The following is a 23,601-nucleotide window of genomic DNA, read 5'->3' as shown; positions in this document are numbered from 1 at the left end:
ACTCCCATCTCGTTTATCGTAAATCTTCCATTTTGACTATATCCATATCATCGTAAGTAATGTTCTCGCCGCACATGCCCCAAATAAATGTGTAATTGCTAGTACCCACTCCAGAGTGAATCGACCAGCTTGGAGAAATGGCTGCCTGCTCATTGCTCAAGACTAAATGTCTTGTTTCATTTGGTTTTCCCATGAAGTGAAATACACGAGTTTCCGGTTCCATATCAAAGTACAGGTAGACTTCCATGCGACGCTCATGAGTATGGCACGGCATCGTATTCCATGCACTTCCTGCTTCTAGCATTGTTAATCCTAATTGAAGCTGACAGCTTTGGCATACATTTGGATGAACATATTGATAGATAGCTCGTTTATTTAATGTGCTTGGATCCCCTAAACGAAGCGGTTCAATGTTGTTAATATCGATTTTTACGGTTGGATACGTTTGATGCGCCGGTACAGAGTTAAGATAAAATTTTGCAGGATCCGTTATGTCTTTTGAATAGAACAAGATTTCTTTTGTTCCTTTTCCTACATACAAACCATCACGGCGTTTCATATCGTATTCAATCCCGTCAAGTACGATGACACCGTCACCACCAATATTAATAACACCCATTTCACGACGTTCCAAAAAGTAGCTGACACCTAATTCTTTGCTTAAAGAGATTGTTAATGGTTCTGTTGTCGGCATAGCTCCGCCAAAAATCATACGATCTACATGTGTATAGGTTAAGTTTACTTCGCCTTCAGAAAAAATTCTTTCTACTAAAAATTGACTTCGTAATTGTTCAGTTGTGTATTTTTTCATGTCCTCGGGATGATGTGCATAACGAGTTTCCATAATTCATTCCTCTTTTCATTTTCATAGATTTTTTATATTGAATGCTAAAAAGATTCAATTTAGCGAGTTATTTTACCAGAACCGTTTTCTAAAAATTGGAATACTTCTTCAGGTGTAAAAGCATTACAATCACCGTGAATTGTGTGCTTTAGTGCAGATGCTCCCGTTGCAAATGAAACAGAATCTTGTGGAGGAAACTGATTTAATACGCCGTATAAAATACCAGCTGCAAAAGCATCACCGCCTCCAACGCGGTCTACTATTGGGTGTATAGCATGTTTTTTCGACACATAGAGTCTACCATCTACGTATAAAGTTCCTTGTAAATCATTGTTTGACGCTGAATGGACATCTCGGAAGGTGGAACTCAAATATTGAATTTTTGGATACATTTCCTTAATTTTTTCATAGTAGAAAACCAATTTCTCTTCCCTTGTTAACGTTTCACTCGCTTTTTCAATCCCTAATAAGTAAATGGCATCTAACTCACCACAGAAGCAAATATCTACATAGGGTAACAAGGTTACAAACGATTTCGCCGCTTCCTCGTGGCTCCAAAGTGATGCACGATAGTTACAATCAAAGCTGGTCATGACTCCGTGTTCTTTTGCTTTCTGTAAAGCGAGGAGTGCCACTTCTTGCAAGTTCGCAGATAATGCCGGAGTGATCCCGGATAGATGAAATAAGACGACATCCGTAAAAATTTCATCAAAATCTAATTCTTCTACTAGTAGTTTCGAGAAACTCGAATACTTTCGATCATACGTCACTTTTGCACTTCGTTCCCCAATGCCCGTTTCTAAATAATACGTACCCAATCGCTCTCCGCCTGTTACAAGATAATCGGTATGAACACCATGTGATTGAAGATGGCGTTTCACGCCTAGCCCTAATGGATTATTGGGTATTTTGCTAACAGCAAAGACATCATAGCCAAAGTGTGAAAGGGATACGCCAACATTTGCTTCCCCTCCCCCATAATGCATGATCAACTGATTTGCTTGCGAGAGACGTTCCCCAGCTTGAGTTGAGAGGCGAAGCATAATTTCACCAAGCGTGACTACTTTTTTCACGACCTGTCCACCCTTGCTTTCTGTACTTTTTCTACATATTGACGAGCAAGTGAAGTAATTTGATCATAGTCCCCTGTTTTCGCTGGAGCGACTAAATTCCCGCCTACTCCAACTGCCACACAACCATTTTGAATCCATTTTTCTACATTATCTAAATCTACCCCACCTGTTGGCATAATGTTCACTTGTGGAAGAGGTGCCTTTACCGCCTTTACAAAATCAGGTCCGTATGCACTTCCTGGGAATAACTTCACAATATCTACTCCTGCTTCCAATGCCTGTTTCATTTCCGTAATCGTCATGCAGCCAGGCATAAACGGGATTTGATACAAGTTACATAGTTTAGCAGTTTCTTGATCAAACGCTGGACTAACAATATATTGGGCCCCGGCTAGAATGGCAATGCGAGCAGTTACTGGATCAAGAACAGTACCTGCACCAATCACGACATCTTTTCTGTCAGAGTAGATTGAGGCAAGCTGCTTAATCACGTCTTCTGCCCCTTGAATCGTAAAGGTAATTTCGATACACAAAATACCGCCTTCTATACAGGATTCAGAGATCCGAATCGCTTCCTCGACAGAATCCGCTCGAAGGACAGCAACAACCCCACAATTGGCTATTTTCGTTAAAGTCGTTAATTTATTCATGCGACACCTCCTATGACCGTTTTCAAATACACCCTTTTCACACATCATAAATTTTATGAAGCGGTTTCAATAGGTAGAATTTAAGGCTTTTTGTGAAAGATTTTTACCATATGGGGTCAACATGTACCCTCATTCCTTTGGATGAAGGCAAAAAAAAAGAGGATGTCCCAAAAGTATATACTTTTGGGACATCCTCTTCGTTTTATGCGATATTCATGAAATGCTAATGGAAAAGAGAATTTTTATTTATGGCTCTTAGGCTGCTTTTCAACTTCATCCGGTGTTAAGACCTTATCATCACCCGGATATGGTTTATCATATCCTTTTGTAGCGTACCAAGTTGCATGGTTCATCACGTTTGCGTTCTCAACGTCAGGCTTCGAGACTGGTCCACCAAAATCAGACTTATGCTTTTCGGACCAGGAATCCCAATCAGTCGCCATCTGCTGCGCTGCAGGAGTCGTTGCAGTCGGCGCTACTTGTGAGAGTCCCTGTGGTGCAGGCTGCCCGTTCATCCAATTTAGTGGTATTTGATTATGAACCAAATTATACGGAGTAAAATCTGGTTGGTCGGTAAAGATCTCACTCATTGGATCAGCCGCAGCATCGTTTTGATTCATAGGCGGTAACCCAAGTATTTGTTCCATACTTCTAATCATATTAGTTGTGGTCCAGTAGTGGCTATCAGTTACCCCTTTCTTTACCCACGGACTAATGACAAATGCTGGTTCACGGTGACCATCTACGTGATCTACACCGCCTTGAGAATCATCTTCAGTAATGAAGATGGCCGAATCTTTCCAGTACGGACTGTGTGAGATGGCGTCTACAATCATTCCGACAGCCTGATCATTGTCCGCAACCATTGCCTGCGGTGCTGGGTACCCTTTGGCAGTTGAAGCAGTATGGTCGTTAGGTAACCACAAGGTCATGAGTTGAGGTAAATTATCGTTCTTTACATACTCATTAAACTTGTCCAAGAAGATTTTTGCCCGGTACACATCAGGAATTTGTTGTGTATTGGTAGGAAACGGTCTGTACATGATAGAATCCGCTGATGGAAGATCACTTGATGCTTTGTAATCCCCAACAGGCACATGAAGCGAACCTTGCTGTTGACCCGTCAACTTCAGGTAATCGTTATACCAATCAGTCCAAGTGCCAAAGGCTTCTGGACCGCTAAAATTAGTTGCGTTTTCTCCGAAGATAGCAGCCGATTTATTATGTGCTAGGGCGTTATCCCAGATATGCCCGGTTGGTGCATATGTCAGGGTGTCACCGATTTTTCCTCCAGGGTAGCTACGATTATTTCCTCCATCTGTCTCTTTCTCCTCATAGTCAGGAAGGGTGGCCTGTGTAACCCATTGATGCCCAGCGGCTGACTGAATGCCACTTGTGTAGACGTTATCCAACAACGGGAATGTATTGGCAAACTGATGGAAGTTTGGTGAAACAGTCTGACCAAACTGAGTCAGAGTTGGATCGCCGTTTCCTTTACCAAGGTCTCCGAGTACCTGATCATACGTACGATTTTCTTTGATGATATAAAACACGTGTTTGATGGTGGAAGGCTCACCGATTCTCTCTGGCATTGCCACAGGTTTCTTATTGTTGCGAGACTCAGCGTTTCGGTTTTTCATCCCGAACCAGTCGTTATTTGTGTAAACTTGGTCCGTCATTTTAGCGAGATCATTCTCCGAAGGGAACGGAATCATCGATAAAGAGCCGACTTGAGCATAAGGTGAATGACCAGTTACCTTGTTTCCCGCTACATTACTAGTGCCATTTGATCCTAGTGCGCCTACTCCATTCAAGTTAGCGACAAGAAGTTGATTATTAACAGTATCAATGGCCATATCATCTGGGAACGATGCAGTCGGTACGAGTCCCTTCAGGCGAGGTTCTTTATCCGGTCCGTTCCAGTCATATACGGCGAGGGCGTTATCTCGACCTAAGCTAACTACTAATTGATTACCGTTAATCATTTTAACAGCGTTCGGTGCAGATCCAAGCGGTGCATTTGGATATGGTTTGATATTGATAGTTTGAACAACGTCATTGGTTTGTGTGTCGATAACCGACACCGTGTCACTGTTTGTGTTTGTTACAAAGAGATACTTTCCAGATAGCGTCATTCGCTCTGGCTGAAGCCCGACAGTGATTGTCTTCGTAACTGTATTCGTGGTGAGATCAACCACCGATACGGTTCCGGTAGATGAATTACCCATTTTAGGGTCTGCGACAATCTGCGTACCCGAGGAATTTATAGTGAAGTCTCCTGGATTAGCTTTTCTACCACCTTGATTTGTCACGTATGCCGTATTCCCATTAACCATTACACTTGTCGGAGCGTTTCCTACAGGTATTTGGGTAGAAAATTTCCCCGACTGTAGATCAATAACACCAAGACTATTGCCTCGATTAAGAGCCACAAGGAGCGTCTTTCCATCAGGACCAACAGCCAAGTCTAGTGGGTTACTATCATTCCATCCTTCCAGAATAGTATCTGGTAGTATCAAATTCGAGGTCACTGTAGGAGTTCCGTCATCAGCCACTGACATAGTGGCAATTTCCGCTTGATTCTTATTATTTAAACCTGTTGCATAGAGTGTCTTACCATCAGGAGAATAAGCGAGTCCCCAAGCATTGTAAAGACCCAAGTCGACATTCGTGCCTATCAGCTTTCCGGTTGTCAGATCCACAATGTTAAGCCCACTTCCACCGTAGCCTCCACCATCTAAAGCAACAGCAGTCTTTCCGTTAGGATTAACGGCAACGGAAATTGGGTTTCCAGGAAATTCAACTTGTTTCCCAGCAGGTGTGAGCAAATGATTATCTGGAGTTTGAACGGAGCCGTTAGGTTGTCGTCCCACTAAGTTACTCCCAAATGCACCATCCTTTGCTGCATAAGCACTAACAGAACCGAATAATACAGTACTTAATGCAAGTCCAGCAATCAGTTTTTTCTTCTTTTTAAATTTCCCCAAATTCTTCACTCCCTTTTCTAATAACATCATTAAATGACCTAAAATTTGATATCATAATGTTATGACATTAAATTTGAATCCATTAATAGAATACTAGTAGTATGTAAAGCCTTTATTACGTTAACGTAAATTAGTGTAGAGCTAATGTTAATTTTTTTAAAACTGAATAAATAATTTGCAAATTTAGCCTTAAAATAAAAAAACTACCAAAAATTATCTTGGTAGTTTCTTAATTGGTCAACAATTTAATATGCAGTCCAACCGGCATCCGCTGTAATGACTGTTCCATTAACAAAACTAGATTCATTTGAATCCAATCCCAAAATGAGTTAAGTAGACGGATGCATCAAATTAACTCTCTGGCTTTAAACCCAGGATTCGTTTAATCGTTATCACCATTGCCATTTGTCTTCACATTCGCAGGGAACGGTTTATTCCCTTTGGTAGCTTTCCACTGAATTTGATTCAACAAATCTTCATCAGCGATATCTGGCTGAGAAAAATCGATACTCTTCGACTCCATAGCCATCGGTGCGCTTTTCCCATTGATCTTATCAATCGGGTACTGAGGCTGTTCCACTGTATAAGGCGAAAAATTTGGATGACTTGTAAAAGCATTGAGCATTGGAATTGCCGATGCGTCAAATTGAGTCATTGGCTTCAATCCCAGGATCAGTTCCATCGACCTCAGCATTGACATCTGATCATAGAATGTACTATCAACTTTGCCCGTTTGAGTATAAGGGCTGATGACAAGTCCCTCGGACCGATGACCATCTACGTGGTCCAGCCCGCCTGAAGCATCATCCTCAGTTACAAAGATGGCTGTATCTTTCCAATACGGCGAATGACTAACCGCGTCTACAATATTTCCAAGTGCATAGTCATTTTGCGACACCGCCGCTTGCGGTGTAAATTGTCCAGGCGTGGTTCCAAAAGTGTGATCGTTAGGCAAATATAAAACTTCTAACTGTGGCAGTTTGCCGTTTTGGACAAACTGGTCGAATTCCTTTTTCCATGCTGCATAGCGGTCCATGTCGTTAACATTCGACATATAGCCTGCATAATTAGGGTCATAGTTATTTCCGACTTGCGGATCCCTCGGCACCCAAAGTCCGCTACTCGCATCAAATTGCTGCCCTTCACCATAGTTGCGGAAAGAAACATTGGATTTCATGGCCATATTCCATATATTCCCCTTTTCCGCTTGGGATGCCGGCTTTAGGATATCGACGGATGCTCTGCGTCCCGAGTCCGTTTGCGGCCAGTTCTTTTGTATAAAATCATTGGCTTGAGCAGTATCCGCCCACTTATGTCCATCCGTACTGATCTCTGAGTTTACATAGAAGTTATCCATGGTTACAAACTGCTGCGCAAGCTTGTGAAGGTTCGGAGTAATCGTTTGTCCAAACTCAGTAAGGGATGGGTCCCCATTTCCTCTTTTCAAATCTCCAAATACAGAGTCGTAAGTTCGATTTTCTTTGACGACATAAATGACGTGTTTAATAGGTGAGGATTGCTCGCTAGAACGGGGAATCGGGAAATTGGCCTTATCCTCTGTTCCTTGGCTAAACCATCCTTCATTACTATCTTCTTTTTTATTGAAATTGTTGTTGTTTTCTACTTGCTCTGTATAGCTCTTCAACTGTTTTTTGTCGGGTACATCGATAAAGGACATAGAACCTTTGATCATATTTCCTATATATTGACCTTTAACGGTATTAGGACCGGCACCCAAACCTTTGGCATTTAAAACCATCAGTTGATTGGCATCTTTACTCAAATAAACGCCGGTCGGATACCAAGCTGTTGGGATAAGACCCTTGACCTCAGCTTTCGAATCAGAGTCGCCAAGGTTAATTACCGCGATATCATCATTTCCGGCATTCGAGACATAAAGGGTTTTCCCATCCGGGCTTACGGTTAGCGCGTTTGGAACGCTCCCTTTAAGTGCTTTGTGGTAAGGGGCAAGAGAGATGGTTTGAGTTACCTTCAGTGAAACAGGATCTATAACAGAAATATCATCGCTGTCCGAATTCGCTACATAAATCAATCCGCTTACCGGATTTTGCGCCATCGCATTAGGATGAAGTCCGACCGGAATAGTTGCTTTTACCGTAAGATCGTTCGCATTCAGCACACTGATGCTGCTTTCCCCCCAATTGCTAACAAATAACGTGTTACCGTCATGAGTTAAAAGTGGCATATACGGGTCATGTCCGACAGGCGCCGTTGTTAAATTACCTGTGGAAATATCGATACGAGAAACAGAATTGTTTAAATTGTTGGCTACATATAAGAACTTTCCGTCTGGAGAAATAGAAAGACCTGCCGGAAAGAAATTGGAATGATTTGCGTCAGTCATGACGATTGGGGCTTGTTCGGTAAGCTTCCCTTGATCGAAATTAAATGTACGGATTTTATTGTTTCCGCCGGCAGAGGCATACATCTTCTTTCCATCAGGACTGAATACCACGCCGAGATAAAGAGACTGTGGAGCATTATAGGAAATTGTCTGTACTACTTTTTTCTGCTCTAAGTCTACAACCTGTAAAGATTGTTTTCCTTGTCCATCATTGGACACTACAAGATAACGTTGGTCCGGACTTAATGCAGCGCCCATTGGGAAATCGCCTAAGCTTAATTGACTTCCGGCCGGGGTAATTGTCCATCCATGAGGGGTCACGCTCGTACCATCCGCTTTTGGTCCGACTATTAGCGGCACCGCCGCCTTTGCTGCATAAGCACCAACAGAACCAAATAATACAGTACTTAATGCAAGTCCAGCAATCAGTTTTTTCTTCTTTTTAAATTTACCCAAATCTTTCACTCCCTTTTCTAGATGCAATTATTTAGGTGAATCCTTTAATAGAATAATAGAAGTTTGTTAAGCCTTTATTACGTTACCGTAAAATAGTATAAAGCTAATGTAAATTCTTATTAAAATTTTGACTGCGTTAAACTTGCCTGTTGATTTGCGCTCAAGAAGCGAGCATCCGCGGGCGTTCCGGGGAGCCTCCTCGGCGCTTAAGCGCCTGTGGGGTCTCCCCTGCCCCGTACTCCCACAGGACATTGAATTACATCCTTGAATCCGCCCACGCACGAAGGAAATGCGATAGCATTTTCGAGGAGTCTCGCGCCTTCCGCTCCAATCAACATAGTTTCAAAAATCAACAATGACCTTTAACACAGCCAAAATTTTAAATGTGGCCATAAAATAAAAAAGGGATGCCCCAGAAAGTTATACCTTTGGGACATCCTCTTCGTTTATGAGATATCATGAAATGCTAATGAAAAAAGGAATTTTTATTTATGGCTTTCAGGCTGCTTTTCAACTTCATCTGGTGTTAAGACCTTATCTTCACCCGGATATGGTTTATTATATCCCTTTGTAGCGTACCAAACCGCATGGTTCATCTCATTCGTGTTCGTATCAATCTTCGAGTTTTGCCCGAAATCATCCTTATGCTGTTCGGACCAGGAATCCCAATCATTTTGCATCTGCTGCGCTGCAGGTGTTGGTGCAAGTGCTGCTGGTGTTGCTGCTGCTGATGTCGTCGCTGCCTGTGGTGCAGGCTGCCCGTTCATCCAATTTAGCGGTATTTGATTTGCAACCAAATTATACGGAGTAAAATCCGGTTTGTCGGTAAAGATCTCGCTCATCGGATCAGCCGCAGCATCGTTTTGATTCATAGGCTTTAACCCAAGTATTTGTTCCATACTTCTAATCATATTATTAGTGGTCCAGTAGTGGCTATCAGTTATTCCTCTCTTTACCCACGGACTAATGACAAATGCTGGTTCACGATGACCATCTACGTGATCTACACCATTTTGAGTATCATCTTCGGTAATGAAGATGGCTGAGTCTTTCCAGTATGGACTGTGAGAGATGGCGTCTACAATCTTTCCGACAGCCTGATCATTGTCCGCTACCATTGCCTGAGGTGTTGGTACCGTTTTGGAAGTTCCAGCTGTATGGTCGTCAGGTAAGTACATGGTAATGAATTGTGGTAAATCATTGTTCTTTACATGCTCATTAAACCTGTCCACGAAGAGTTGAGCCCGGTACACATCAGGAATTGATAGGGAGTTGTTAGGATACGGCTTGTACATGATAGAATCCATCACTGGAAAATAATCAGTACGTGATTGATAATCCCCAACAGGCACATGAAGCGAACCTTGCTTTTGACCCGACAATATCAGGTAATCGTTATACCAACTAGTCCAATTCCCAAAGGGCTCAGGACCGCTAAAATATCTTGCGGTTTCTCCGAAGTTTTCAGTCGTTACATGATGTGCCAGGGCGTTAGTCCAGATATTCCCGGTTGGTGCATTCGTCATAGGGTCATCCCAGTAGCTTCGATTGTCTCCTCCAGCTGCAGTTTTCTCCTCATAGTCAGTGTCGGTTGCCTGTATAACCCATGGATGCCCTTCGGCTGAATGCACGCCAGGAGTGTAGAGGTTGTCCAACAACGGGAATGTATTTGCTAACTGATGGGCGTTTGGTGTAACAGTCTGACCAAACTGAGTCAGAGTTGAATCGCCGTTGCCTTTTCCAAGGTCTCCAAGTACCTGATCATACGTACGGTTTTCTCTGATGATGTAAAACACGTGTTTGATGGTGGAAGGCTCACCGATTCTCTCTGGCATTGCTACAGGCTTCTTATTGTTGCGAGGCTCGGCGTTTTGGTCTTTCAACCCGAACCAGTTGTTATCTGAGTAAACTTGGTCCGTCCATTTGACGAGATCTTGGTCCGTCCATATCTCGAAATCTTTATCCTGTCGGTTCTCGAGATCTTGGTCCGTCCATTTAGCGAGATCTTGGTCCGTCTGTTTCTCGAGATTTTTGTTCGAAGAGAACGGAATCATTGTTACAGAGCCGACTTGTTGATAATCTTGGTGACCTGTTCTCTTGTCTCCCCCTAGATTAACCGTGCCATCTGGTCCGAGCGCGCCTACTCCATTCATATTTGAGACAATAAGTTGATTGTTAATAGGATCAATGGCCATATCAACAGGGAACGAACCAGTCGGTACCAGTCCCTTTAGGCGAGGTTCTTTATTCGGTCCGTTCCAGTCATATACGGCGAGGGCGTTATCTTGCCCCAAGCTAACTACTAATTGATTCCCGTTAATCATTTTAACAGCGTTCGGTTCAGAGCCAAGCGGTGCATTCGGGTATGGTTTGATATTGATCGTTTGCACAACGTCATTGGTTTGTGTGTCGATAACTGACACTGTGTCACTGTTTGTATTTGTTACAAAGAGATACTTTCCAGATAGCGTCATTCGCTGTGGCTGAACACCGACAGGAATTGTCTTCGTAACTGTATTCGTGGTGAGATCAACCACCGATACGGTTCCGGTAGTTGTAGTACCCAATTCAGGGTGTGATACAACTTGCGTACCTGAGGAATTCATAGTGAAGTCCCCTGAATTAGCTTTTCTACCACCTTGATTTGTTACGTATGCCGTATTCCCATTAACCATTACACTTGCCGGAGCGTTTCCTACAGGTATTTGGGTAGTAAGTTTTCCCGATTGCAGATCAACAACACCAAGACTATTGTCTCGATTGAGAGCTACAAGGAGCTTCTTTCCATCAGGCCCAAAAGCCATGTCTAGCGGGTTAATATCGCCACCCACACTAGCTGATGGTAGTGACAAAGTCGAGGTCACTGTAGGAGTTCCGTCATCAGCCACTGACATAGTGGCAATTACCGCTTTCCACTGATTATTTAAACCTGTTGCATAGAGGGTTTTACCATCAGGAGAATAAGCTAGTCCCCACGCATTGGGAAGACCAATGTCGACATTCGTGCCGATCAGCTTTCCGGTTGTCAAATCCATAATGTTAAGCCCTTTTCCACCTTTACCTCCTCCATCTAAGGCTACAGCAGTCTTTCCATTAGGATTAACGGCAACGGACATTGGGTTTCCGGGAAATTCAACTGTCTTCCCGGCTGGTGTAAGCAAATGATTACTAGCAGTCATAACTGAACCGTTGGGTTGTCGACCGACTAAGGTACTCCCAAATGCACCATCCTTTGCGGCATAAGCACTAACAGAACCAAGTAATACAGTGCTTAATGCAAGTCCAGCAATCACTTTTTTCTTCTTTTTAAATTTCCCCAAATCTTTCACTCCCTTTTCTAGTACCATCATTAAATGACCAAAAATTCAATGTCATAATGTTATGATATTGAATTTTGAATACTTTAATAGAATACTAGCAATTTGTAAACCCTTTATTAGGTTAATGTAAAATAGTGTAAATCTTATGTAAATTATTTTTAAAATTGAAAATATTATTTCAAATCTGGCCATAAAATAAAAAAGGGATGCCCCAGAAAGTTATACCTTTGGGACATCCTCTTCGTTTATGAGATAATCATGAAATGCTAATTTTATTTATGGCTTGCAGGTTGCTTTTCAACTTCATCTGGTGTTAAGACCTTATCTTCACCCGGATATGGTTTATCATATCCCTTTGTAGCGTACCAAGTTGCATGGTTCATCTCGTTCGTATTCGTGTCAATCTTTGAGTTTTGCCCGAAATCATCCTTATGCTGTTCGGACCAGGAATCCCAATCATTTTGCATCTGCTTCGCTGCAGTTGTCGTTGCAGGTACTGCTGCAGGTGCTGCTGCTGGTGTTGCCGCTACAGTCGCTGCCTGTGGTGCAGGCTGCCCGTTCATCCAATTTAGCGGTATTTGATTTGGAACCAAATTATACGGAGTAAAATCCGGTTTGTCGGTAAAGATCTCGCTCATCGGATCAGCCGCAGCGTCGTTCTGATTCATAGGCTGTAACCCAAGTATTTGTTCCATACTTCTAATCATATTATTAGTGGTCCAGTAGTGGCTATCAGTTATTCCTTTCTTTACCCACGGACTAATGACAAATGCTGGTTCACGGTGACCATCTACGTGATCTACACCAGTTTGAGTATCATCTTCGGTAATGAAGATGGCTGAGTCTTTCCAGTATGGACTGTGAGAGATGGCGTCTACAATTTTTCCAACTGCCTGATCATTGTCCGCTACCATTGCCTGAGGTGTTGGTACCGATTTTGAAGTTCCAGCTGTATGGTCGTCAGGTAAGTACATGGTAGTGAATTGTGGTAAATCATTGTTCTTTACATGCTCATTAAACCTGTCCACGAAGAGTTGAGCCCGGTACACATCAGGAATTGCTAGGGAGTTGTTAGGATACGGCTTGTACATGATAGAATCCATCACTGGAAAATAAACACTACGTGATTGATAATCCCCAACAGGCACATGAAGCGAACCTTGCTTTTGACCCGACAAGATCAAGTAATCGTTATACCAAGAAGTCCAGTTGCCAAATGGCTCAGGACCGCTAAAAATTTTTGCGGTTTCTCCGAAGTTTTCAGTCGTTACATGATGTCCCACGGCGTTAGTCCAGATATTCCCGGTTGGTGCATTCGTCATAGTGTCATCCCAGTAGCTTCGATTGTCTCCTCCATCTGCAATTTTCTCAGAATAGTCAGTGTCGGTTGCCTGTGTAACCCATGGATGCCCTTCGGCTGAATGCACGCCAGGAGTGTAGAGGTTGTCCAACAACGGAAATGTATTTGCTAACTGATGGGCGTTTGGTGTAACAGTCTGACCAAACTGAGTCAAAGTTGGATCACCGTTGCCTTTACCAAGGTCTCCTAGTTCCTGATCATACGTACGGTTTTCTTTGATGATGTAAAACACGTGTTTGATGGTGGAAGGCTCACCGATTCTCTCTGGCATTGCTACAGGCTTCTTATTGTTGCGAGGCTCGGCGTTTTGGTCTTTCAACCCGAACCAGTTGTTATCTGAGTAAACTTGGTCCGTCCATTTAGAGAGATCTTGGTCCGTCCATATCTCGAAATCTTTATCCTGTCGGTTCTCGAGATCTTGGTCCGTCCATTTAGCGAGATCTTGGTCCGTCTGTTTCTCGAGATTTTTGTTCGAAGAGAACGGAATCATTGATATAGAGCCGACTTGAGCATAAACTTGGTGACCTGTTCTTGTGTCTCCCCCTAGATTAACCGTGCCATCTGGTCCGAGCGCGCCTACTCCATTCATATTTGAGACAATAAGTTGATTGTTAATAGGATCAATGGCCATATCAACAGGGAACGAACCAGTCGGTACCAGTCCCTTTAGGCGAGGTTCTTTATTCGGTCCGTTCCAGTCATATACGGCGAGGGCGTTATCTTGCCCCAAGCTAACTACTAATTGATTCCCGTTAATCATTTTAACAGCGTTCGGTTCAGAGCCAAGCGGTGCATTCGGGTATGGTTTGATATTAATCGTTTGTACGACGTCATTGGTTTGTGTGTCGATAACTGACACCGTGTCACTGTTTGTATTTGTTACAAAGAGATACTTTCCAGATAGCGTCATTCGCTGTGGCTGAACTCCGACAGGAATTGTCTTCGTAACTGTATTCGTGGTGAGATCAACCACCGATACGGTTCCAGTAGTTGTAGTACCCAATTTAGGATCTACTACAACTTGCGTACCTGAGGAATCCAAAGTGAAGTCCCCTGAATTAGCTTTTCTACCACCTTGATTTGTTACGTATGCCGTATTCCCATTAACCATTACACTTGCCGGAGCGTTTCCTACAGGTATTTTGGTAGTAAGTTTTCCCGATTGCAGATCAACAACACCAAGACTATTGTCTCGATTGAGAGCTACAAGGAGCGTCTTTCCATCAGGCCCAAAAGCCATGTCTAGCGGGTTAATATCGCCACCCACACTAGCATTTGGTAGTGACAAAGTCGAGGTCACTGTAGGAGTTCCGTTATCAGCCACTGACATAGTGGTAATTACTGCTTGCCAGTTATTATTTAAACCTGTTGCATAGAGGGTTTTACCATCAGGAGAATAAGCGAGTCCCCAAGCATTGGGAAGACCAATGTCGACATTCGTGCCGATCAGCTTTCCGCTTGTCAGATCCACAATGTTAAGCCCAGTTCCGCCTTTACCTCCTCCATCTAAGGCTACAGCAGTCTTTCCGTTTGGATTAACGGCAACGGACATTGGGTTTCCGGGAAATTCAACTGTCTTTCCGGCTGGTGTAAGCAAATGATTACTAGCAGTCATGACTGTGCCGTTTGGTTGTCGACCGACTAAGGTACTCCCAAATGCACCATCCTTTGCGGCATAAGCACTTACAGAACCAAGTAATACAGTGCTCAATGCAAGTCCAGCAATCACTTTTTTCTTCTTTTTAAATTTCCCCAAACCTTTCACTCCCTTTTCTAATAACATCATTAAATCACCCAAATTTGATATCATAATGTTATGACATTAAATTTGAATACTTTAATAGAATACTAGGGATTTGTAAACCCTCTATTACGTTAATGTAAATTAGTGTTGAGCTAATGTTAATTTTTTTAAAATTGGATAAATAATTTGTAAATTTAGCCTTAAAATAAAAAAACTACCAAAAATTATCTTGGTAGTTTCTTAATTGGTCATTAATTTAATACGCTGTCCAACCGGCATCCGCTGTAATGACTGTTCCGTTAACGAAACTTGATTCATCTGAAGCCAAGAACAGGGCAATGTTTGCAATTTCTTCTGGCTTACCGATACGAGGATTAGCACCCATTCCAAGTTGTGCGCGTCCCATACCGAATTCATTGATGCTTGTCATCGAAGTACCGATATTCGTCTCAACCCCACCTGGTGCAATGGCATTACAACGAATACCCTTTTGAGCATACATAAATCCTGTACTTTTGGTGAATCCAATCACTGCGTGCTTAGAAGCTGCATAAGCTGCACCTGCACGCGCTCCATTTAATCCTCCAATTGAAGCAACATTAATAATGACCCCTTTTTGCTTTTCTAAGAAGATTGGTAATGCTTTACGTGTAGCACGCATAACGCTCGTTGTATTTATAGCAAAAATTCGCTCCCATTTATCATCTTCTATATCGCCAGCAGGCTCAAAATTATCCATAATTCCAGCATTATTAACTAGAATATCTAAGGTGCCGTATGTATTGACAGCCGTATCGATTAAATTCTGAATATCTTCCTCTTTTGCCACATTTGCCATGACAGCAATTGCTTCTCCGCCATTAGATTTGATTTCTTCTACTGTAGAATTTGCTCCATCTACATTAATGTCTGAAACTACTACTTTAGCACCTTCTTTTGCATAAAGAATAGCAATTGCTCTCCCCATTCCTGAAGCTGCTCCAGTAACCACTGCCACATTATTTTGAAGTCTCATTACAGATCCCCCCAATATAATTGAATACGTTTTTAAGGTTATTTCTATTGAACACACCGTTCAATAACTATCCTCAAATTATAGTATAATTCATTAAATACAAACTATTCAATCATCTAATAAAGCTTTATGTGTCTATTAATGAACACTTTTTTGGTATGAAAGTGTATACGAAATATTTAAAGGAATAATCTCCTTTTTATTACAAAAGATAAAAGTGAAATTATAGAATGAGGGTTTTAGGTGATTCTGCATGTGGTTATTTCGACAACGGAAAAAAGATCATGATTCCATAGGTACAATCTCAAATGATCAATCTATTTCTGCTGAAATAGAAGAAAATATATCAGCTATAAAAGAAGCCTTATCCAACACGGATGATTTACAAACTCGAATCCTTAATGTAAATCAGTGCAAGATAGGATTAATTTTTTTAAGTTCTATTATAAAAAAAGAAGACATCGCTTCTAAAATAATTGAGCCTATCACAGCTAAAGATGAAATAAACATACCCTCCCTGCCCGTTTCTGAAATCCAAGAATCAATGGATTTACAAGATATCATCACAGGTATGCTAAGCGGAAAGGTTGGTATATTTATACAAGGGGAGACGAAAGGATATAACATTGAAGCATCTAATTTCGAGAAACGAAAAATTAAAGAGCCACAAACAGAACAGGTCATAAGGGATTCACACGAAGGGTTTTCTGAAGATTTAAATACAAATGTTAATCTCATTCGAAAGAGACTAAAAAGTAAAAACCTTGTGATTAAATATTTAGTATTGGGAAGTGACCATTATACAAAGGTCGCTATTGTTTACATGAAAAACAAGGCTAAGCCCGATATTATCCAAAAAGTGGAACAAAGACTAAAACAAATAAACGGAGACGTCAATATTACATCAGGTACTATTCAAAATTATATAGAAGAGCATTTGTATTCGCCATTTCCTCAATTACTCAACACGGAAAAGCCCGAACGTGTTAGTGAATATATTTTAGGTGGTAGTGTTGCAGTTATTCCAGAAGGGAGTTCTACAGCCCTATTAATGCCCGTTACATTCTTTGCATTTTATCAAGCAACGGATGATATACAAGGCCGTGTTTATGTTGGTTCTTTTCAGCGTTTAATAAGATTAATGGGATTTCTTATTACAATTACCTTACCGGCAGGCTACATAGCGCTTGTTTCATTTCATTTTGAAGTCATTCCAATAGAACTCGTTGCCAATGTTAAAGGGGCACTGGAAAATATTCCATTTCCTCCACTTATTGAAGCCATTATTATGCAAATTACATTGGAGTTACTTAGAGAATCTGCCATTCGCTTGCCGAGTCCCATTTCACAGACGATCAGTGTTGTAGGAGGTTTGGTGATTGGCACAGCTGTTGTTGAAGCAAACTTAGTATCTAACACTATGGTTATTGTGATTGCTCTTACAGCGATTTCCTCCTTTGCCGTCCCTGTTCATGAGATGGGAGTTTCCATTCGATTACTCAGCTTTCCTCTTATGATCCTCGCTTCCATTCTAGGTTTTGTAGGAATTATTTTTGGATTAATACTGATAACGTTTCATTTATGTAAACTTGAGACTTTGGATTCCCCCTACTTTGCACCTGCAGCACCATTAAAGTTTCGACAATTAGCAAAATCGATATTAAATATATTTGTAGTGGGCATGGGTATAGAACGATATGAAAACGAAATAAAAAATATAGAATACACTCAATAACTTACCAACTACTGCTCCAAGGAGCTCTATTGCTACCTCATATATATTTTTTTGCGGAAATCGGTTATTTAGAGACCACATGATGAAAACAACTTGGTGCAAACGAAGCCATATTCTCATTTGGAGGAATAGAAGTAATACTGCTTGTACTATCAAATGTTGCTGCTAGCCAAAAAAGTAAATGGAAGGCAGCTTCTCTTTCAGTTTTATTTATATCAATTTTCTATACTTATTTGGTGTTTACATGTTTAGTTTACTTTAGCCCCGTTACCCTTGATAGAATTCCTGAGCCTGTTTTGTTTTTACTAAGATCAATATCCCTATTTTCCTTAGTTGAACGTTTAGATATCATTATATTTTCCATTTGGATTATTCCTTTAACCACTACTTACATTATGTATATCTATATGGCTAGTGTAGGAGCAACTCATTTGCATCATGCTGTAAAGCGAAGAAAAATAGTATGGTTCATATCCATATTCGTTCTAGTCGGAACGATGTTGTATCCGAAGGATGAGTTGTCGATTATGTATTTAGGTAAAATATTAGTATCATTCGCTTACACTTTTATTCTGATCATCCCCATTCTTTTGCTAACGTTATCCTTCCTCAAAAGAAAACCTTCGGTAAGTGGTGAATGAAGATGAAGATGCTCAAGGTAATGATATTATCTACTCTTTTACTAACTGCAACAGGTTGTTGGGATCAAAAACTTCTTAAAGAAAACACTTTAGCGTTTAGTATTAGTTATGATACAACAGACAAAGAAAATCAGATTTTGGGAACCTCGATTATACGTATCTTAAAGCAGATTGGCGGAGGACAAACACAGCCCATAAACATTATTGTTGAAAGCAAAGGGAGAACCCCTAGAGAAATAAGAAAAAAATGGGACACAGCTGTGCCTGGTATTTATGCTCCAAATAAGGTGCAGGTTATCCTTTTTGGTGAAGAATTAGCGAAAAAAGGTATCTATTCTATCCTCGATATATTTTATCGGGATCAAACAAATAATATTAATGCTAAGCCTATCATAACGAAAGGGAAGGCAAGTTCTATCTTAAAAATGAAGGAAATAAAACATGTTCTCATAAGTCAAGGATTAAGTGCTCTTCTTCATAGTACTGAGGAGCGATCTATTACACCGGAAGAATCGCTTGCTACAATATTCCCAGTAATATTTGATCCTGGAACAGACCTTTTTTTGCCTTATTTTGAGAAGACAAATAAAGAAACCGTTGAGGTAAAAGGAGTTGCATTGTTTCATGGCGATAAATTTACCGGCCATGTACTGACAGATAAACAAGCAACCATACTCTTATTACTCACTAAAAAGGAAGGAAAGTACACTCGGTTCACTTTTCCGATGGGAAATAAGGAGCATGAGAAATATCTTTCAATATCAGTTTTTAATAGTAAACAAAAAACAAAATTGAAGATTAATAATAAGAATCAAATTAAAGCTGATATCTCCTTAAAACTTAACGTTACAATTAATGAATATATAAATGGAAGAATGGATGAAAAGGATAAGCTTAATGAACTTTTATCAGAAAAACTCACGTTACTCGCAAAAAGTGTAACGAACGAATTACAAGCAGCCAATTGTGATGCTCTTGCTATTAGAAGAGAAATAATGATCAAGCACCCAGAGCTAAGTGAAAAATACAATCAAAAAAAACAATATCAAGAAATTGAAATAAATCCCAAGGTCACTGTGAATATTTTAAATACCGGGGTTTTGAATTGATATTAAACCTATCCTAAAAATAAAAAAATCTAGTCCTTCTAAAAAAGAGAGTAGTGAAGACAAACACAAAACAAGCCGTCATAAAGGTTGTTTTTTAACCTTCATGACGGCTTGCTTGTGACCTCAAGTCAGTCCGAGCTTTTCTTTCAGAATGAGTTTTACTTTAACAAGGAATAAATATTTGCATCAAATGGAATATCATTTTGATACAAATATTTTCTCAAAACCCCTTCTTTTATAAAACCTAATCTTGTTAATAAATGATTAGAAGCTTTATTTTCAACAAAAACAACTGCTCCAATACGCTCTAAACCAAGTTCTTCAAAACCATAAGAAATGATTTTTTTAACTGCTTCGCTTGCGAATCCATCCCCCCATTTTTCCGGAAAAAGTGCATAGCTTATATCTGCTCTTCTATGTTCAAGAGACCACTCTTGAAATCCAATCGTTCCAATAAGACTACCTATTTCTTTTTGTTCAATTCCCCATTTAATTCCACGTTTTTCATCATAATCCGTAGAAAAATTTCTAATGATTTGTTTCACCTGATCTAAACTTGTTAATGGTTTTTGTCCGTAATAACGTAATACATCAGCATTAGAAAAACAATTTAAAATATCTCGAGCGTCATCTTCAACTAATTCTCTCAAGATTAATCGATCCGTTTCTAATATAGGAAACATTCTCTCACCCCACCGGCTAAAAGTTTGAATTATTAGTATATTTTACTTTATTTATCAAAAAATAACTATATTTCTATTGAACGTTAGGGGAACAAGAAATGATCTGCCACAGTAGCCTAACGATTTTCTAGCCTAGGGTTGGCAATATGACAAGACTATGGCAGTATAGAAGGAACTCACTATTTTTACGTTTGAAATTGCTTTTCTTGCGAAGTTGTAAAAAGGAAATATAGAACATATGGAGGAAATAAAATTATGCATTTGCCAAATTGCCCAAAATGTAATTCAGAATACACTTATGAAGATGGAAGTCTTTTTGTCTGCCCAGAATGTGCTCATGAGTGGTCTTTAGAATCAGAAACAGAAAATAATGAAGATAAAAAGATTATCAAAGATGCAAATGGAAATGTCTTAAACGATGGTGATTCTGTATCAATAATTAAAGATCTTAAAGTAAAAGGCAGTTCATCCGTCTTAAAAATAGGTACAAAAGTAAAAAATATTCGTTTAGTTGATGGAGATCATGATATTGAATGCAAAATTGATGGATTCGGAGAAATGAAATTAAAATCTGAATTTGTTAAAAAGGTATAAATGCGGTTTTAGTGTGCAGTGTGAAGCTGTTAGAGAAAGTCGCATAAAAGTGAATAATAATAAGAAAAGACGTTCATTAAGATAGTTCAGTAACTTAATGAACGTCTTTCTATATTATTTTTCTGCTTATATTTCTTCGCTACTACTTTAATGTAACACCCAAAATTTGGGCAGCAGTATTAAGATTATCACGATTCACTTTGATGAGTTCTGCAATTTTTGAAGTATCTTTACTTGTAATGGCATCTTGAAGCTCATCATATTTTCCGTGAATGTCTTCTGCATAGGCTTTTCCTTTTTTATCTGTCAATGGAGGTAGAATGGCAGCGTGAAATTCATCGTGAAGGTTCCCAGCAAGAGTATTTGCAGATTTATAATCTCCCTTTTGTATATCTTGCTCAATTGTTGTAAAGCCATTAAGCTCATCTTGGAATGCTTTTTCCAATGGTTGATTATCCATTTTCATACCTTTCATCGAATGATCTTCGTTCGATTTTGAGGCTTGGCTACTTTGGTTGGAACTTTTATTTTCAGACTTATTAGTGGTTTGTGACGTTCCACAGCCTGCAAGACTTAATACAAGAAATGCTCCCATGATTGGTACAAATATTTTTTTATTCATTTTTTTTACCCCTTCTTTTTTTAAATAGTAAATTCACCCACATCCAAACACCCGAAATACTTAACACAATCATACAAATGGCTCCTAAATCGGTAAGCCAAACGATTGAAGTGTTCCCAACACTTCCAGAATGCAATGCAAAAATAAACTTTTGCAACTCAAATGCAGTATTGGAAGAGTAGCCGATAAGGGAACGATGATTGAGTAAAATACCAGTTATGGCCATAAGTAAAACTAATAAAGAACCCACTAAACCAGCAGTATGGTGTAATATTTTTAAAATTTTATACATAGTAACACCACGATTTTAATATTTTCTTAATGATAATGTCGAATTTACTTGTAACTTCCAAGCTTTTTACAAATATCTTTCCTTTGATAGCGTAAGATATTTTTCTAAAATAAACAAGTTATAAACGTTACTTCTTGTGAGAAATTTAGACAAAATTCTCATTTTCCAACAAAAATTAACACAGCTTTCTAATACCCCAATAGTATTCCGATTGCTTTTGCCCAAAATTCTTATGCTAATAGACTACGCTTCATTGTTATATGGAGATGCACGATCAGCTTTTTCTTTATTTAGGGTCATTACAAAAAGCATGAGGGTGTCCCAAAAGTATAACTTTTAGGTGCACCCCCTTTTTATTAATGGTCTGTCAAACTTTGTCTGCTGATTTCCGCTCTAGTGGCGGTCCGGGGAGCCTCCTCGGCGCTATTGCGCCTGCGGGGTCTCCCCTGCCAGTGTACTCCCGCATGAGTCGAGCGCCTTCCGCTCCAATCAACATAGCGGAAAAATCATCATAAACTTTGTACATATAGTGGAGCCTATCACCTTTTGGGACAGCCTCAGATACGGTAAAATCATCTATCCTGTTGATTTTGTTATTCTTTCTTATTTTGTTTCGCGATGCAATGTATGTCTTTTTAAACGCGGGCTATACTTTTTTAATTCCAGTCGATCTGGGTTTGTTCGTTTATTTTTTGTTGTAATATAGTTTCTATCTCCCGTTTCTGTACATGCTAATGTAATTTTCACTCTCATTTTGAAATCCTCCGATTTTTGGTTTTACGCTTCCACAAATGGTGGTAGCGGATCTTTAAATGTAGACCACTCTAAATTTAGTTCCTCTTCTGTTAATAAACAGTCATCCAGTGTTTTTTCAATCTCTGTCTGGTTCATGTCAATTCCAATCATGACAAGCTCTGTCAACCGATCACCATAAACTTCATCCCATCTCTCCTGCAATTCTGGTTCCTCTCTTAAAATATTTCGTTGCTCCTCTTCAGGGTAGGCTGCGATCCATTCACCGGCTCCTTGAAATGTTATGGAAGGACCAGCTTGTGACAGTAATGCTGTGATATTATTGCGGGATGCCAGCCATAAGAAGCCTTTTGCCCGAACAACTTCCACTGGCCAATCTTCTAACCAGTTCATGAATCTTTCAGGATGAAAAGGAAGTCGTCTGCGGTAAACAAAAGAAGAGATCCCGTACTCCTCTGTTTCCGGTATATGTTCATTATTTAATTCTTTTATCCAGCCGGCACCTTGGCTTGCTTTCTCAAAATCAAACAGTTCTGTATTCAAAACTTGGTCTAGTGGAACGATGGCGTGATCTGTTTCAATAATGCGGGCCTCTGGATTTAGTTTTTGAAGGACTGTTTTTATTTCATGTCTGTCTTCCACTTCTACTAGGTCCACTTTATTTAACAAAATAACATTGGCAAATTCGATTTGATCAATTAACAAATCGACTACTTCTCTTGTATCGGTTTCATCGGTACCCTGTTTCCGATCAAGTAGGCTTTCCCCGGAAGCAAAATCATGCCAAAAACGATTCGCGTCGACAACAGTCACCATGGTATCCAGCCTGCAAAATGCCGATAAATCAATTCCTAAATTTTCATCAACGTATGTAAATGTTTGGGCTACAGGTATCGGCTCACTAATGCCAGTTGATTCGATGACAATGTAATCAATATCCCCTATGGCAGCAAGCTTCTCCACTTCTTTTATTAAATCTTCCCTAAGAGTACAGCAAATACATCCATTCTGCATTTCTACCAGTTTTTCTTCTGTTCGTGAAAAACCTCCTTGTTTTACTAAGGATGCATCAATATTAATTTCACTCATATCATTAACGATTACAGCAACCTTTTTATCTTCCCGGTTTGCTAAAATGTGATTTAATAATGTTGTTTTTCCTGCACCTAAATAGCCACTTAATACAGTTACTGGTATTCTCTTCATTTTTATTTCCCCTTTCACAAATCGAAATGATTACGATTTAAATGTTATACCTGTACGTCTATCCTTAAAAGTATTCTCTTCCCCTCTATCTTAGCAGGGGAAGACTACTAACTAAGATCCTCTTCATGTTTATTGCTAACAAAAAATAGTTG

Annotated in this window: 18 protein-coding genes and 1 pseudogene; 4 read left to right on the top strand and 15 right to left on the bottom strand. The window is 40.0% G+C overall.

Annotated elements, in window-relative coordinates; all coding sequences use genetic code 11:
* Positions 1-13: 13 nt before the first annotated feature.
* The 9 genes and pseudogenes from kduI to BN1082_RS05540 all read right to left on the bottom strand — a co-directional run bounded on the left by kduI (position 14) and on the right by BN1082_RS05540 (position 15,814).
* Positions 14-844: a 5-dehydro-4-deoxy-D-glucuronate isomerase gene (gene kduI, locus BN1082_RS05575; RefSeq protein ID WP_090631969.1), complete on the bottom strand. Its 831-nt coding sequence runs from the start codon at positions 842-844 to the stop codon at positions 14-16.
* Between the two features lie 59 nt (positions 845-903).
* Entirely contained in the window at positions 904-1,917 is a 1,014-nt protein-coding gene (locus BN1082_RS05570; protein ID WP_090631965.1) for a sugar kinase, read from the bottom strand.
* Positions 1,914-2,567: a bifunctional 4-hydroxy-2-oxoglutarate aldolase/2-dehydro-3-deoxy-phosphogluconate aldolase gene (locus BN1082_RS05565; RefSeq protein WP_090631961.1), complete on the bottom strand. Its 654-nt coding sequence runs from the start codon at positions 2,565-2,567 to the stop codon at positions 1,914-1,916. The genes BN1082_RS05570 and BN1082_RS05565 overlap by 4 nt, the downstream gene beginning before the upstream one ends.
* Positions 2,568-2,809: 242 nt before the next feature.
* Positions 2,810-5,554, bottom strand: a complete 2,745-nt coding sequence (locus BN1082_RS05560) for an alkaline phosphatase family protein (protein WP_245640328.1) — start codon at positions 5,552-5,554, stop codon at positions 2,810-2,812.
* Between the two features lie 245 nt (positions 5,555-5,799).
* Positions 5,800-5,877, bottom strand: a pseudogene (locus BN1082_RS28830) (3-ketoacyl-ACP reductase); the annotation flags it as partial.
* A gap of 59 nt (positions 5,878-5,936) precedes the next feature.
* Positions 5,937-8,402 carry a bifunctional YncE family protein/alkaline phosphatase family protein gene (locus BN1082_RS05555; protein WP_245640327.1) on the bottom strand — a complete coding sequence of 822 codons (2,466 nt, stop codon included), beginning with the start codon at positions 8,400-8,402 and terminating at the stop codon, positions 5,937-5,939.
* A gap of 458 nt (positions 8,403-8,860) precedes the next feature.
* Positions 8,861-11,704, bottom strand: coding sequence for a bifunctional YncE family protein/alkaline phosphatase family protein (locus BN1082_RS05550; protein ID WP_425412128.1), 2,844 nt, complete (start codon positions 11,702-11,704; stop codon positions 8,861-8,863).
* A 263-nt stretch (positions 11,705-11,967) separates the two neighbouring features.
* Positions 11,968-14,811 (bottom strand): bifunctional YncE family protein/alkaline phosphatase family protein, encoded by a 2,844-nt coding sequence (locus tag BN1082_RS05545; protein ID WP_245640325.1) that lies wholly within the window; start codon positions 14,809-14,811, stop codon positions 11,968-11,970.
* Positions 14,812-15,055: 244 nt separating this feature from the next.
* Entirely contained in the window at positions 15,056-15,814 is a 759-nt protein-coding gene (locus tag BN1082_RS05540; RefSeq protein WP_090631945.1) for an SDR family oxidoreductase, read from the bottom strand.
* A gap of 253 nt (positions 15,815-16,067) precedes the next feature.
* Here BN1082_RS05540 and BN1082_RS05535 point away from each other — a divergent pair, with 253 nt between their 5' ends.
* Positions 16,068-17,549: a spore germination protein gene (locus BN1082_RS05535; RefSeq protein ID WP_090631943.1), complete on the top strand. Its 1,482-nt coding sequence runs from the start codon at positions 16,068-16,070 to the stop codon at positions 17,547-17,549.
* Here the strand turns inward: BN1082_RS05535 and BN1082_RS28825 are convergent.
* Positions 17,475-17,630, bottom strand: coding sequence for a GerAB/ArcD/ProY family transporter (locus BN1082_RS28825; RefSeq protein WP_425412127.1), 156 nt, complete (start codon positions 17,628-17,630; stop codon positions 17,475-17,477). The two genes, BN1082_RS05535 and BN1082_RS28825, sit on opposite strands and share 75 nt — an antisense overlap.
* 29 nt (positions 17,631-17,659) lie before the next feature.
* Here BN1082_RS28825 and BN1082_RS28820 point away from each other — a divergent pair, with 29 nt between their 5' ends.
* Both BN1082_RS28820 and BN1082_RS05525 read left to right on the top strand, forming a co-directional pair.
* Positions 17,660-18,190 (top strand): GerAB/ArcD/ProY family transporter, encoded by a 531-nt coding sequence (locus tag BN1082_RS28820; RefSeq protein WP_090631941.1) that lies wholly within the window; start codon positions 17,660-17,662, stop codon positions 18,188-18,190.
* Positions 18,187-19,299 (top strand): Ger(x)C family spore germination protein, encoded by a 1,113-nt coding sequence (locus BN1082_RS05525; protein WP_090631938.1) that lies wholly within the window; start codon positions 18,187-18,189, stop codon positions 19,297-19,299. Before BN1082_RS28820 ends, BN1082_RS05525 begins: the two co-directional genes overlap by 4 nt.
* Positions 19,300-19,457: 158 nt before the next feature.
* Here BN1082_RS05525 and BN1082_RS05520 read toward each other — a convergent pair whose 3' ends face one another.
* A complete protein-coding gene (locus tag BN1082_RS05520) occupies positions 19,458-19,982 on the bottom strand; it encodes a GNAT family N-acetyltransferase (protein ID WP_090631935.1) in 525 nt (174 codons plus the stop codon).
* Between the two features lie 252 nt (positions 19,983-20,234).
* On the opposite strand from BN1082_RS05520, the gene BN1082_RS05515 reads away from it, so the two are divergent.
* Positions 20,235-20,576, top strand: coding sequence for a zinc ribbon domain-containing protein YjdM (locus tag BN1082_RS05515; RefSeq protein WP_090631932.1), 342 nt, complete (start codon positions 20,235-20,237; stop codon positions 20,574-20,576).
* A 142-nt stretch (positions 20,577-20,718) separates the two neighbouring features.
* On the opposite strand, the gene BN1082_RS05510 is transcribed toward BN1082_RS05515, so the two are convergent.
* The 4 genes from BN1082_RS05510 to BN1082_RS05495 form a co-directional block, all read right to left on the bottom strand.
* Positions 20,719-21,198 (bottom strand): hypothetical protein, encoded by a 480-nt coding sequence (locus BN1082_RS05510; protein ID WP_090631928.1) that lies wholly within the window; start codon positions 21,196-21,198, stop codon positions 20,719-20,721.
* Positions 21,191-21,490, bottom strand: coding sequence for a hypothetical protein (locus BN1082_RS05505; RefSeq protein WP_090631925.1), 300 nt, complete (start codon positions 21,488-21,490; stop codon positions 21,191-21,193). The genes BN1082_RS05510 and BN1082_RS05505 overlap by 8 nt, the downstream gene beginning before the upstream one ends.
* Positions 21,491-22,093: 603 nt before the next feature.
* Positions 22,094-22,243 carry a 50S ribosomal protein L33 gene (rpmG, locus tag BN1082_RS05500; RefSeq protein ID WP_090631922.1) on the bottom strand — a complete coding sequence of 50 codons (150 nt, stop codon included), beginning with the start codon at positions 22,241-22,243 and terminating at the stop codon, positions 22,094-22,096.
* Positions 22,244-22,267: 24 nt separating this feature from the next.
* Positions 22,268-23,449 (bottom strand): GTP-binding protein, encoded by a 1,182-nt coding sequence (locus BN1082_RS05495; RefSeq protein WP_090631919.1) that lies wholly within the window; start codon positions 23,447-23,449, stop codon positions 22,268-22,270.
* Positions 23,450-23,601 lie beyond the last annotated feature (152 nt).

The organism is Neobacillus massiliamazoniensis (assembly GCF_001048695.1).
Lineage (GTDB): Bacteria > Bacillota > Bacilli > Bacillales > Cytobacillaceae > Neobacillus > Neobacillus massiliamazoniensis.
The sequence above is the reverse complement of the archived record's forward strand: the minus strand, read 5'-3'. Positions and strand labels throughout refer to the sequence as shown.

What these genes read in the sequence shown, in the direction of transcription:
- kduI (WP_090631969.1), bottom strand. Translation starts at nt 844, where the DNA reads ATGGAAACTCGTTATGCACATCATCCCGAGGACATGAAAAAATACACA.
- BN1082_RS05565 (WP_090631961.1), bottom strand. Translation starts at nt 2,567, where the DNA reads ATGAATAAATTAACGACTTTAACGAAAATAGCCAATTGTGGGGTTGTT.
- BN1082_RS05540 (WP_090631945.1), bottom strand. Translation starts at nt 15,814, where the DNA reads ATGAGACTTCAAAATAATGTGGCAGTGGTTACTGGAGCAGCTTCAGGA.
- BN1082_RS05535 (WP_090631943.1), top strand. Translation starts at nt 16,068, where the DNA reads ATGTGGTTATTTCGACAACGGAAAAAAGATCATGATTCCATAGGTACA.
- BN1082_RS28825 (WP_425412127.1), bottom strand. Translation starts at nt 17,630, where the DNA reads ATGTGGTCTCTAAATAACCGATTTCCGCAAAAAAATATATATGAGGTA.
- BN1082_RS05525 (WP_090631938.1), top strand. Translation starts at nt 18,187, where the DNA reads ATGAAGATGAAGATGCTCAAGGTAATGATATTATCTACTCTTTTACTA.
- BN1082_RS05520 (WP_090631935.1), bottom strand. Translation starts at nt 19,982, where the DNA reads ATGTTTCCTATATTAGAAACGGATCGATTAATCTTGAGAGAATTAGTT.
- BN1082_RS05510 (WP_090631928.1), bottom strand. Translation starts at nt 21,198, where the DNA reads ATGAATAAAAAAATATTTGTACCAATCATGGGAGCATTTCTTGTATTA.
- BN1082_RS05505 (WP_090631925.1), bottom strand. Translation starts at nt 21,490, where the DNA reads ATGTATAAAATTTTAAAAATATTACACCATACTGCTGGTTTAGTGGGT.
- rpmG (WP_090631922.1), bottom strand. Translation starts at nt 22,243, where the DNA reads ATGAGAGTGAAAATTACATTAGCATGTACAGAAACGGGAGATAGAAAC.
- BN1082_RS05495 (WP_090631919.1), bottom strand. Translation starts at nt 23,449, where the DNA reads ATGAAGAGAATACCAGTAACTGTATTAAGTGGCTATTTAGGTGCAGGA.